Raw genomic sequence first — 12,440 nt, 5'->3', positions numbered from 1 at the left:
CGATGAATATCGATCGACTCAGTGTGCCCAGCCACCGCTTTGCGTTCGCTCCGACTCCATCGTTCTCCTGTTGGGAACCGTTTTCGTGCCGGCAACGCCGTGTACTCCCGAATCAAAATTACATAAATACGAGTGTAATTTCGGGGGTCGAAAGGGAACCGAGGTGTCACGATTCGACCGGAGAACCGGTTACGGCGCAGTACCAACGCGCCTGTCCGACCGTTCTCGTATCGGGAACAGACTTATGGCCGTCGCAGGATTGAGGCCGGACATGACGAACGAATCGACGGGTCGTCGGATTCGGGGCGTTCGAATCGCGTTCAGCGTCGTCGAGTTGCTCCAGCGTGAGGGAACGACGGGCGTAACGGCGATCGCCGAGGACCTGGGACATTCAAAGAGCACGATTCACAGCCATCTCCAAACGCTGGAGGACGAACGGATCGTGGTGGCAGAAGACGACGGCTACCGGTTGAGCCTGACGTTCCTCGCGATCGCACGGAACGTTCGCGACCAGATCGGAAACTACGACGACATCGAAAGCGAGGTAACGGATCTGGCCGCCGAAACGGGTGAACTCGTTCAGTTCGGGATCGAAGAGTACGAACAGGTCACGTATCTCTGCAAGGCTTCCGGCGAGAAGGCGGTCGAGACGGCCTCACGGATCGGCACTCGACAGCCCCTGCATTCGACTGCGCTCGGAAAGACGATCCTCGCACACCGTCCCGAGGAGCGTCGTGAGCGGATCGTCGGTACGATCGATCTCGAAGAACGGACCGAACACACGATCACTGACCGCGATGATTTCCGTGAGGGTCTCGAGACGATAGCCGATCGCGGCTACGGGATCGACGACGAGGAGAACATCGAGGGACTTCGATGTATCGCGGCGCCCGTTCTCAATGGCTCCACCGTTCTCGGAGCGATAAGCGTCTCGGGGCCCGCGAGTCGGATCAGCGACGAACGGCTCCACGACGACCTCGCCGAGCGCGTTCAGCGTGCCGCGAACGTGATCGAACTCAATACGAAGTTTCGCTGATCGAGGCCGTCCGAACGGTACCCCCTGGTCTCCGGAACGGTATCGTTAATACCTGCCATCCGCATGACCCAGACGGATGCGCACCGTTGATCCCGATTCGCTTGAGGCGTTCGCACAAACCGCGATCGAGGGGTGTGGAGCACCGGCCGGGACCGCGGAGACCGTAGCCCGCTCGCTCGTCTCCGCCGACCTCGTCGGCCATTCCTCACACGGCGTGGTCCGGCTTCCCTACTACGCCACCCAGATCGATGATGGCTCGCTCGATCCGACCGCGCTGCCCGCGGTCGAGGAGACGGGCCTGTTTCATCAGATCGACGGCGGCGGCGCGTTCGGTCAGGTAACTGGCCGGCGGGCGGTGGAGCTACTGACCGAGACGGCGGCCGAACATGGCGTCGGCGTCGTCGGAATCCACGACTCCGGTCACCTCGGTCGGATCGGCGAGTGGGCGGATCAGGTCGCAGGCGAGGGATACCTCTTCGCCTCGTGGGTCAACCTCCACGGCGGCGCCCAGCGGATCGCGCCGCACGGAACCGCCGACAGGCGGCTCGGCACGAACCCGATCACGTTCGCCGTCCCGAGCTTTGGAGCCCTCCCGTTCGATATGATCTACGACGGAGCGACCAGCCAGGTGGCACACGGAAAGATCATCGAACGCGACGGCTCCGGAGAGCGGCTTCCCACGGACTGGACGATCACCGAGACCGGCGACCCGGTCGAGCACGCCGCGGACTTCGAGGACCAGATCGGCGCGCTCCTGCCGCTCGGCGGGACCGAGACCGGCCACAAGGGGTTCGGCCTCGCGACGATGACTGAACTGTTCGCGGCGATAATCGGCGGCGGTCCGGTTGCGAGCGAGGAGGAGCAGAACTGGGCCGGAAACGGGGCGGCGTTCGTCGCCATCGATCCGACGGTCTTCTCGACCCGGGAGGCGGTCGCCGAGCGGGTCTCGAAGCTATCGCAGTTCATACGATCGGCCGAACCCATCGAAGCGGACGGGGAAGTTCTCCTGCCCGGAGAGCCCGAATACCGTACCGCGAGGGATCGACGAAAAGCGGGCATCCCGATCGAGGACGCCGTGATCGAGAATCTGCAGAGCATCGCCGACGACCTCGATATTCGGGAGTTCCTCCCCGAGACGATCCGTTGAGGGCTTCTCGCTCGCGAACCGGGCGGGGCGCCGTCGCGAGCGCCGAATTGGCCTCCGTCGATACCTCTTTATCGGTGCGAGAGAACCCTGTCGTATGTCGATCGTGGTTCGACACGACCTGCCGATCGAGGAGGCGATCGCGACAGCGCGGGAGGATCTCTCCGTGACGGCCGCAGGAACGACCGCCGAGGTGGGACGTGCGCTCGAAACGGCGGATACGCTCGTGATCAACCCGTCGAGTTGGGACGATGATCTGCTTGCGGCGCTCGACGAGGGCGATTGGGTCCAGGCGACGAGTACGGGATATGCGGCGTTCCCGATCGAGGCGTTCGAGGCCCGTGGCGTGACGTTCACCACCGCGACCGGAAATTACGGTGCGCCGGTCGCGGACCACGCGTTCGCGTTGACCCTGGCACTCACCCGAGGGATCGCGGCCTTCGTCGACGACCAACGACGACGGGAATGGAACCGGTCCCGTGGCAGCGATCTCATCGATCTCAAGGACCGAACGATGACGATCGTCGGACTCGGCGACGTCGGCAAATCGGTCGCTCGCCGCGCGATCGGGTTCGGGATGGACGTGTACGGGACGAAACGAACGCCGGAGACTGACGGCGGCGTTCTCTCCGCAGAACGGATATTCCCACCGGAGGAACTCGAGTCGGTGATCCCGGAGACGGACGTGCTTGTACTCACCGTTCCGCTGACGGAACGAACCCGCGGCCTCGTCGATCGATCGACCTTCGAGCGGCTGCCCGACTCGGCGATACTGGTGAACGTCGCCCGCGGCCCGGTCGTCGATCGGACGGCGTTGATCGAGGCGATCGAGAACGACCGGATCGCGGGGGCGGGACTGGACGTTTTCGCGGAGGAGCCGCTTCCACGGTCGGATCCCCTCTGGGATCTGGAGGACGTGATCGTCACACCGCACGTCGGCGGGCGATCCGATGCGTTTGTCGACCGTTTCGTCGACCTGTTCCTCGAGAACTACGATCGTCGAGTCGCGGGCGAGCCGATGAAAAATCGGATCGTCTGAATGGAACGCGGTCGTGTCTCCGGTCTGGCGCGTTCACCGCGGTCGTGCGTCCGGCGACGTGGGTGAGGACGCTCGGAGGTCCCCGTCCTCGAAGGCGATCGGTTCCGGCTCCGCGATCACGCGCAGGTCCTCGCGCGCTCTGGCCGCCTCGAGGAGGGCTCTTGAGGCATAGAACCATTCGAGATGCATCGTGTCGGTCGCCCGAACCACGCGCAGTTCCCCGGTATCCCGAACTCCGATCGTCGAGAGACAGGCGAGTATTCCAGCCCGATCGGTCTCGACGGTAGTCGGGATCCGTGCGTTCTCCATGCTTCCGGAGGTCAGGGCGTTGATCGCGGTGTCCTCGACGTCGAGGTCGGCGAGCAGATCCCGGTGGATGAATTCGGCCTGTCCGACGCCGGAGGCGTTCCCGTGGGACGCTTGCGTGAGTGATCGCGCGTATATCCGACGGATCTCCGGCATCTCGGGGGACGGTTCGTTGAACGCTAACAGGCGACCGGTGACGTTCGTATCCATTCCGGACCCGCTTATCTCCTTGCCCATCCGGTCGAAGACGACTACGTCGAGGTCCTCGAAGGGGAGCGTCGGCAATAGCTCGTAGGCGGTCTCCAGAAGCTCCGCCTCGCGGTCAAGGAAACCGGACGCCGGAACGCCCTCGATGGTCGTCGTCCGATCGCGTTGGTCCTCCAGGATCGCGACGCCGCCGACGACGGGGAGTTCCTCGAGAAGTCGCTCGGTGATCTCCGGGATCATGTTGCGGAAGCTCCAGTCGAGTGCCCACTCGTGGGCGGTCTTTGCCCCCGTCTGTTTGCCCATGCCGATAACGAGCATCTTCGAGAGACCGCTTTCGACGTCGCCGGCGAACATCGTGTGGGGTTTGATCCGATTCACGGGAAGGATCGCATCGGCGGCCACGGCGTTGGCATCGGCGTAAACCGGAACGTCACGGTCGGCCGTTCGGCCGACCTCCTCGACTGCCATCGACGACCGGATCTCACAGCCGATCGTCTCCTCGGTGACGTCGTAGGTCGCGAGCACCTCGCGTTGGCCCTCGGCGGTCGCGCCGCCGTGGCTGCCCATCGCCGGAAACACGAACGGCTCGTAGCCGCGGTCGCGAACGCCCTCGACGACTCCCCGGACGATCGCGGCGAGGTTTGCGATCCCCCGGCTGCCGACCCCGACCGCGACCTCCCCGCCCTCCGGCACGTCCGCGAACGGTAGATCCTGAACTGCGGACCAGGCCCGCCCCTCGATCGCTTCCTCGGGTATCGGGTCGGTTTGCCACACCTGCTCTATCACGCCCAGAGCCGGGAGTTCGCGATCGCCACAGGCCGCAACGATCGTCTCCTCGGGGACCACGCGGTCGTCGACGTCGTTTCGGTCTCCCTCTCCGTCACCTCGACCCGAGTGCGTTCCGTCACCTCGATCCGAATCCGTCACGTCGGTCATGCGTGATCGTCTCACAGACGAGTCTTAAACTCGTCGCGTGGCGATCGCGATCCCGCTCGTTCGACGTCAATGTCCTCTGGTTTTATGTTCCCCCCAGAGATCGGTCTCGATATGCGAATTACGGAGGTCCGAGGCTACGCCCTCTCGTCGCCGATCGAACCGGTACAGTCGCGATCGTTTTACGGCGGCCGCCGTCGCTTGCTGAAACGGGACGTCGTGCTCGTCACCGTCGAGACCGCGGACGGCGAGATCGGATTCGCCCCCGCAGGCGCGAGTAGCTCCGCGATGCGCGAGTATTTCGAGGGCGACTCGCAGGCGACCTTTGCCGACCTCGTCGAGGGAGCCGTCGCGGACGCTCTGGAGGGGGAGACGCTGGAGCAGGTGACGGACGCCCACGAACTCATCGACGCGACGGATCTCCCGGAGCGAGTCCGACACGAGGCGGCGTCCGCGATCGACGTCGCGCTGTACGACTTGCGCGGAAAGCGGGCCGGCGTCCCGATCTACGAACTGCTGTGTGCCGAGTACGACACGGAACCCACGAACGATCTCCCCATGTACGCCAGCGGCGGGATGTACATGGATCCCGAGGGCTACGCCGATCAGGCGCGGATCGTCGACGAACTCGGCTTTTTCGGCTACAAGTACCGTCCGGGAATCGGCCCGGATGAGGACGTCCGAACGATCGACCTCCTCGCCGAGACGGTCGAGCAGACGGAGGTCATGATCGACGCACACACCTGGTGGAAGCTCGACGACGAGGTCTACGACGCGGAGACCAGAGCGGAGATCGTCGAGCACGCCGGCGAACGCGACGCCTTCTGGGTCGAGGAACCAGTCGCACCCGACGATTACGACGGCTACGTCGAGTTGGCCGACCGCGGCGTCGCACTCGCGGGCGGCGAAAGCGAGTCGTCGCCGGCCGGCCTCATCTCCCTCGCGGAGACGGGCGCCGTGGAGTTCCTCCAGGGCGACGTTCGTCATCACCGTGGATACACCGGGTGTGCGGAGGCGATCGAATACTGTCAGGGCCGGGATATCGAGTTCGTCCCCCACAACTTCGGGACGTGGCTCGGGCTGATCGCGAACGCTCACCTCGTGGCGGCGGCACCCGAGGTCCGGCTCCTCGAGTACCCCGTCTTCGAGGACGATCCTGCCCTCGACCATCCCGATGATCCGGGGATGTATCCCTTCGAGTTGGCCTTCGACGTCATCGAGGAGACGGTCGACATCGAGGATGGTACCTTGAGCGTGCCTGACGGTCCCGGTCTCGGCGTGACCGTCGATCTCGACGTGATCGACGAGTATCCGCCCACGGAAGGCGCCTGGACCGAGTTCATTTACGACGAATAGTCACCGAGTGTCCACGGCTAGCGAATCACCGCTCGTCCACGGCCAGCGAATCACCGTTCACTTGCGACCCGCGTGAGTCCGCGAAGATACCCGGCCGTGAAGCCGCGTCCGCGGTGCCCCCAGTCCGTGTCGTCACGCACCGTCGGAACGTGATCGGGGATGACGATACCCTCGAAGCCGGTGTCGATCAGGGTCCGCATGATTTCGAGTTCGTCGTAGTTGCCGCAGTCGACGAACGTCTCGTTGAACGACTCGGCGGTCCCCTCGACGTCGCGAAAGTGGACGAAGGTGATGTCGCCGCGCTCGCCGAACTCACGAACCACGTCCGTCACGTCGACGCCCATCTCCGAGAAGCAGCCGAGACACAGCTTCAGTCCGTGGTTGTCGCTTGGAACCGCCTCCATCGCCCGTCGGAAGCTCTCGACGTTCCGGAACAGCCGCGGAATGCCGCCGATCGACTCGATGTTCGGCGGGTCGATCGGGTGTAACGCGAGGGTCACGCCGGCTTCCTCGGCGACCGGGAGAACCTCCTGGAGGAACCGCTCGTAGTTCTCCCACAGTTCCGCCTCCGTGTATTCGCGATCGAGGGCCGGATCGCCGGCGTTCTCGACCGCATCGAGATCGAAGCTAGTCGCCTCCGCATCGCCGCGGACCGGAACCGTTCCGGTCCGCATCGGTACGACTCCGCGGGGGTTCCACTGGTACCCGAGGATGGGAAGGCCCGCCTCGCCCATGTTGCGGAGGAGTTGCTTGATCGCGGCGATCTGTTCGTTGCGCCCCTCACGATCGAACTTGATGTCGCCATAGCAGTTGTACCCCAGCGTGTGAATGCCGGCGAGATCGATGCCGTGGTCTCCACAGGCGTTTACGAGTGACTGGAGATACTCGACGGAAGGGACCTCGTCGGGAGCGAGCGGAAGCCGCCGATCGGTCTCCGTCCGATCGCTTTCGTCGACGAAGATGTCCCCGCCGGTTCCCCCTTCCGGTTCGGTCGGATTAATGAAGACGTCCGTCACCCCGAGTTGGCGGATATACTGCAACCGCTCGTCCGAGAGCGTGTTCGTTCGAAATCCCACGCGCACCGCGCCGTCTCGTTCCCTCATGTCCGGGCGTCCCCCGAGAATCCATATAGAACCAGCGATCCAGATCGGCGGTGAGCGGCAGATCGTGGTGATTAATATATGTGGCATCACAACGCGGCTCACGCACTATGTACGAGGATTTCGCGAGGAAACTCGCAACCACGATGTGGGGTGATTACGACGAGACGCCCGATCGGACCACGGACACGCCGGCAATAACGGATCTCGAGACGGTGGTGATCGACGGGAACTTCCCGTGGACGATCGTCACGATCGAGACCGACGCCGGAGTGACGGGGATCGGCGAGGCCTACCCCGCGCCGGGCGTTCACGAGATCATCACTGACTACCTCCAACCCGTACTCGCCGACGAGAACCCGCTCGACGTGGAGCGACTCTATCATCTCATGCGCGAGAGCCTCTCGGGACGGGGCTCCCAGGAAGGAATTGCGACGATCGCGATAAGTGGCGTCGAGCTCGCGCTGTGGGACATCGCCGGCAAAGTGCTCGATCAACCAGTCTATCAGCTCCTCGGCGGGAAGATGCGCGAGGAGATCCGGATCTACGCCGACTGCCACGCCGGCGAGTCGATGATCGACGCGGCACTCGAGGGGCAATCGCGTGCGACCTACCGTCCCGAGGCCTACGCCGAGGAGGCGAGGGCCGCCCTCGATGAGGGCTACGACCTGATCAAATTCGACCTCGACGTTCCCTCCGGACGCGAGATCCAGACGGAGTCGAGACACCTCACCGATCCGGAGATCGAACACAAACGCCAGCTCGTCGAAGCGGTCGCGGAGGAGGTCGGCGACGAGGCGGAGTATGCCTTCGATCTCCACTGGAACTTCGCTCCCGAGTCGGCCAAACGGCTCTGTGAGGTCGTCGAGCCTTACGGTCCGATCTGGATCGAGGACCCGCTGCCGCCGGAGAACACCGAGGCGATGGCACAACTGGCGGAGAGCGTTGACGTGCCGATCCTGACCGGCGAGAACCGGTATGGTCGCCATGGATTCCGTGACCTCCTCGAGACGGGTGCCATCGACTTCGTCGCCCCCGACGTTCCCAAGACGGGCGGAATCGCGGAATCGAAGAAGATCGCGGATCTAGCCGACACCCGATACTGTGCGTTGACCCCGCACAACATCGGTAGCCCGGTCGCGACGATGGCGGGCGTTCACGTCGGCGCCTCCGTCTCGAACTTCCTGGCGCTCGAGTTCCACGCGCGTGACGTTCCCTGGTGGGACGACCTGATCGTCCGCGATGAACCTCTCATCCAGGATGGCCGAATCGAGGTCCCCGACAAGCCGGGACTCGGGATCGAACTGGACTGGGACGAAGTCGAGAAACACCGAAAACACTGAGATAGAATCTCTGACCGGGAGACGTCTCCGTTCGCCTCCGTCCGGCCCCGTTTGTCCCGCTCACCTCCGCCCCCTCCGTCCGTCCCATTCTCGTCCCGTCCGCTTTCGTTCGTCTCCTCGTCTCCGTTCGTCCTATTCGCTCCGTCCACCTCACTCCTCGAAGTCGTCGAAACAATTCTCGAGTGCCGCGAGATGGTCGTCCCGGCGGCTGCGGATCGCCTCGGGCGCCTCGTCATATTCGAAGAAGCCGTGACCGGCATCGATCCCGGTCCGACCCCCCGAGAGCAGGTCGCCGAAGACGTCCTGTACCTCCTCGTCGCTACACAAATGTGGATACAGATCCGAGGCGACCGTCTCGAAGAGGTCGACGCCGGCGACGTCGATCGTCTCGAGCGGCCCGATAACCGATGTTCGGCGGGCGTACCCGTCCCGGATCGCGGCGTTGATGTCGGCCGCCGAGGCGACGTCCTCCTCGAGAAGGTGCAGACACTCCCGAACGACCGCGTTCTGTATCCGATTCCAGACGAAGCCCGGTACGTCGCGCTCGACGACGATCGGGCGCCTATCGACCGACTTGAGGAACTCCTGCGTTCGCTCCATGGTGCGATCGGAGGTCTCCGCCCCGCGGACCACCTCGACCGGTTCGAGCAGGTAAGGCGGGTACCACCAGTGACAGCCGACGACGCGCTCCGCGTCGTCGGGAACCGCCTCGGCGATGTCGGTGATCGGGATCCCCGAGGTGTTCGATGCCAGGATCGCCTCCGCAGGCGCGGCGTCGGCGATCGTCGGGAAGACGTCGTGTTTGATCGCGAGATCCTCCGGCACCGTCTCGAGGACGAGATCCGCATCGGCGACGCCGGATCGAAGGTCGGTATTCGAGGAGACGGCCTCGCTGACGGCATCCGGCGATCGGTCGGTGACCCCGCGGGAAGCGAGCCCGGCGACAGCTTCCCGTATTCGTTCGTCGGCTTCTCGCAGGTTCGACTCACGGTGGTCGACGAGCGTCACATCGAGGTCGTGGCGGGCGAAGTGAACCGCGAACCCGCTCCCCATGTCGCCCGCGCCGACGATCGTGACGGTCCGTATCATATTCGAGTAGTTCGTTGGCGACGTCCACCATAAGGGTTCGCCAGCGAACGGATAAGGGTGTCAACCGTAGCGTGAAGGAAGCGGCCGAGCAAGGGTACGGTGGTGAGTTAAGGATGCTCGACCGCCTGGTTGAGAAGGCACGCCAGCAGGACGTGTTTTCACGCGAGGACACGCCGACGAAGCGGCGTCTTCTCGCGGCGTTTCTGTACCATGCTGGCCTCTCGTACCGACGGATCGAATCGTTCGTCGAGCGGTCATATGAGGTGATCAGAAAGTGGTCACATCGGCTGAAGCATTTGTTCGAGCCGGACTGCCGGGAGCGCCACGAAGTGGCCGTCGACGAGACGAAACCCGAGATCGACGGCAGCGAGCACTGCATCTGGGCGGCCGTCGATTGTGAGACACCCGAAGTGCTTGCTGTCGAGGTCTCTCCCGGTCGATCAAGCCTCGACACACTCCTGTAACCGCTCGGGCACCATCACGGTAGGGAATTTGGTGCACTTCCAGAGTATTCCTTGCTGAGTTGCTGGATGCATCAGCGGTTACCCTCGAACTGCTCGGCCACGAGTCCAGTCTCATCAGTTGTCGGTTGACACGTCCTCGATGACAGTGATCCCATCCGTGGGCGGGATCCGGGGTGATGACACTGTAAGGAGTATCGCATCCTCATCAGTGTTATTCTCTGGAAAGTGTTCCGTTTCTGGAGGGGTGTATATGATCGTCCCTTCATTCGCTTCAACCACGTCTCCCCCGACAGTGATGTCGAGCGTTCCCTCAAGCACAAAATAGTATTCCTCCTGTGGATCCGTATGACTGTGCAGCGGTCCACGCTCGCCCGGAGAGAACGTGATGACGCTGCAGCGCATTTGCTCGGAGTCTAATGCATCACTGACTCCATAGCGTTCACCATATTCAAACGATTCATCTACCGGTAGATCCGTCCAGTGGGCCCAACCTGGATCAGGCATATCCCATAGCAACACAGCACCTGATATAAACGTTAGGCAGTAACACGCATGCCGTCGTGATTCGGGTATCGTTCCAGGTTCCGTTCGTTACCTCGTGTCCGTCCAACATTGAAGCTGCGTTGGGAAACTTTGACACTGATCGAACGGATGGCGAGGGCGGGACGGAGACGGGTGCGGTGGGCAAACGCCGAGCGCCGATCGACACCAAAACGTTTTATCGATTCTGGGGCGACCATGAACAGGTCAATGCGAAACGATCACGCGATAATCGATTGTCTCACCGAGCACGGCATCACGACCGTCTTCGGCATCCCGGGCAAGCAGACGTTGCCGTTGAACGATGTGATAAACGATCGCGAGGACATCCGCTTCGTGATGGCGCGCCACGAGACGAACGTCTCCCATCAGGCGTGGGGATACGCGGAGACGAGCGGCGAGATGGCGGCCACGGTCGTCATTCCCGGTCCCGGAGACATGAACGCGATGAACGGGCTGAAGAACGCGCTCAACGACTGTACTCCGCTCGTCCACATCGCCGTCGAGACCGAACCGGAGGTCCGCGGCGGCGACGGGATTCACGAGACGCCGCCGGACACCTACGACAACGTCGTCAAGGAGAACGTCACGGTCGAGACGCCCCACAGTACGATCGCGGAACTCCAGCGAGCGATCGCGATCGCCAGAACGCCGCCGAAGGGGCCGGTTCGGGTGGGAATCCCGAAGAACTTCATCCCAATGGAACTCGAACCGGCGGTGACGGGCGAGATCGAACCATCGGAGCCACCCCATCCGCCGGCGTCGGCGGTGGAGCAAGCCACGGACCGACTCGCGGCCGCCGACTCCCCCGCGATCATCGCCGGCGGCGGCGTTCGGGCGGCGGCGGCAAGTTCCGAACTCCAAACGATCGCGGAGACACTCGAAGCGCCCGTCGCGACGACCTACAAGGGAAAGGCGACGTTCCCCGAGGATCATCCGCTCTTCGCCGGGTCGCTTTGTGGTGCGACGAGCCCGGAGCTGACGCGGTGTCTGGAGACGGCGGACGCCATCTTGGCGGTCGGAACCGACTTCGATGCGGTCTGGACCAAGCGCTGGTCCTACGATATCCCGGCGGAGCTGATCCACGTGACTCTCGATCCCGCGGACGTCGGAACGGGATACGATCCGAGCGTCGCCATCGTCGCCGACGCGAAGCGGACGCTCGCGGCGATCGCCGCGGAACTGGCGGCACACGCCGAACCCGGATCGACGGAGCCCGGTAGCGGACGATCGCGTGCACGGGCGGTTCGGAACGCCGAGATGAAACGAACGGCTGGCCTTCGGGAGATCTCGGAAGCGCCGCTTCCGACCGTGAGCGCGCTCGCCGCGCTACGGAAGGGATTGCCTCGTGAAACCATCGTTGCCGCCGACGCCGGCGGGTCGCGTGTGTGGGCCGTAATGACCTTCCCGACGTACGAACCACGCGATTACGTCAACCCCGGATCGTGGGCGTCGATGGGGCTTGCCGTCCCCGCTGCGGTCGGAGCTGCGATCGCGAATCCGGATCAACCGGTCGCCGTCCTCATCGGTGAAGGCGGACTGATGATGTGCCTTGAAGAACTCCACACGATCGTCTCGGAGTCGCTCGACGTCACGGTGTTCGTGTTCAACAACGATGATTACGCGATCATCAGCGAGGAGGCGGAACGGAGCTACGATCTCGAGGCGAACGCATACGGCTGGACCGACGCACCGCTCGATTGTACGCGGATCGCTGCGGGGATGGGAATGGACGTCGAACGAGCCGAAACACCGTCGGCGATCCGGGAGGCTGCAAGCGCGTCGATCCGAAACGGACCGACCCTCGTCGAGATCCCGACCGATCCGGGTGAGCCACAGGCCGGCGAGTTCATGACACGGTAACTCCTTGTGTTCCCGACGAC

At 63.7% G+C, this 12,440-nt stretch carries 11 protein-coding genes; 7 read left to right on the top strand and 4 right to left on the bottom strand.

Annotated features, from left to right (window positions below):
• Positions 1-271 precede the first annotated feature (271 nt).
• The 3 genes from ACERIT_RS08955 to ACERIT_RS08945 all read left to right on the top strand — a co-directional run bounded on the left by ACERIT_RS08955 (position 272) and on the right by ACERIT_RS08945 (position 3,219).
• Entirely contained in the window at positions 272-1,036 is a 765-nt protein-coding gene (locus ACERIT_RS08955; protein WP_373674504.1) for an IclR family transcriptional regulator, read from the top strand.
• A 76-nt stretch (positions 1,037-1,112) separates the two neighbouring features.
• On the top strand, positions 1,113-2,183 hold the full coding sequence (locus ACERIT_RS08950) for an Ldh family oxidoreductase (protein WP_373674503.1): 1,071 nt from the start codon (positions 1,113-1,115) through the stop codon (positions 2,181-2,183).
• 94 nt (positions 2,184-2,277) lie between these two features.
• Positions 2,278-3,219: a D-2-hydroxyacid dehydrogenase gene (locus ACERIT_RS08945; protein WP_373674502.1), complete on the top strand. Its 942-nt coding sequence runs from the start codon at positions 2,278-2,280 to the stop codon at positions 3,217-3,219.
• 33 nt (positions 3,220-3,252) lie between these two features.
• Here ACERIT_RS08945 and ACERIT_RS08940 read toward each other — a convergent pair whose 3' ends face one another.
• Positions 3,253-4,668 (bottom strand): DUF362 domain-containing protein, encoded by a 1,416-nt coding sequence (locus ACERIT_RS08940; RefSeq protein ID WP_373674501.1) that lies wholly within the window; start codon positions 4,666-4,668, stop codon positions 3,253-3,255.
• 111 nt (positions 4,669-4,779) lie between these two features.
• Here ACERIT_RS08940 and ACERIT_RS08935 point away from each other — a divergent pair, with 111 nt between their 5' ends.
• Positions 4,780-6,021, top strand: a complete 1,242-nt coding sequence (locus ACERIT_RS08935; protein ID WP_373674500.1) for a mandelate racemase/muconate lactonizing enzyme family protein — start codon at positions 4,780-4,782, stop codon at positions 6,019-6,021.
• 50 nt (positions 6,022-6,071) lie between these two features.
• On the opposite strand, the gene ACERIT_RS08930 is transcribed toward ACERIT_RS08935, so the two are convergent.
• Positions 6,072-7,124 (bottom strand): mannonate dehydratase, encoded by a 1,053-nt coding sequence (locus ACERIT_RS08930; protein WP_373674499.1) that lies wholly within the window; start codon positions 7,122-7,124, stop codon positions 6,072-6,074.
• 107 nt (positions 7,125-7,231) lie between these two features.
• On the opposite strand from ACERIT_RS08930, the gene ACERIT_RS08925 reads away from it, so the two are divergent.
• Positions 7,232-8,464 carry a mandelate racemase/muconate lactonizing enzyme family protein gene (locus tag ACERIT_RS08925; protein ID WP_373674498.1) on the top strand — a complete coding sequence of 411 codons (1,233 nt, stop codon included), beginning with the start codon at positions 7,232-7,234 and terminating at the stop codon, positions 8,462-8,464.
• 150 nt (positions 8,465-8,614) lie between these two features.
• Here the strand turns inward: ACERIT_RS08925 and ACERIT_RS08920 are convergent, their stop codons facing one another.
• Complete coding sequence (locus ACERIT_RS08920) at positions 8,615-9,553, bottom strand: 3-hydroxyacyl-CoA dehydrogenase family protein (protein ID WP_373674497.1); 939 nt, start codon at positions 9,551-9,553, stop codon at positions 8,615-8,617.
• Positions 9,554-9,666: 113 nt separating this feature from the next.
• Between ACERIT_RS08920 and ACERIT_RS08915 the strand changes: the two genes are divergently transcribed.
• A complete protein-coding gene (locus ACERIT_RS08915; protein WP_373674496.1) occupies positions 9,667-10,017 on the top strand; it encodes a hypothetical protein in 351 nt (116 codons plus the stop codon).
• A gap of 114 nt (positions 10,018-10,131) precedes the next feature.
• Here ACERIT_RS08915 and ACERIT_RS08910 read toward each other — a convergent pair whose 3' ends face one another.
• On the bottom strand, positions 10,132-10,521 hold the full coding sequence (locus tag ACERIT_RS08910; RefSeq protein WP_373674495.1) for a cupin domain-containing protein: 390 nt from the start codon (positions 10,519-10,521) through the stop codon (positions 10,132-10,134).
• A gap of 246 nt (positions 10,522-10,767) precedes the next feature.
• Here ACERIT_RS08910 and ACERIT_RS08905 point away from each other — a divergent pair, with 246 nt between their 5' ends.
• A complete protein-coding gene (locus ACERIT_RS08905; protein ID WP_373674494.1) occupies positions 10,768-12,420 on the top strand; it encodes a thiamine pyrophosphate-binding protein in 1,653 nt (550 codons plus the stop codon).
• Positions 12,421-12,440 lie beyond the last annotated feature (20 nt).

Source organism: Halopenitus sp. H-Gu1 (assembly GCF_041821145.1).
GTDB lineage: Archaea > Halobacteriota > Halobacteria > Halobacteriales > Haloferacaceae > Halopenitus.
This window is presented reverse-complemented; position numbering and strand designations above follow the sequence as displayed.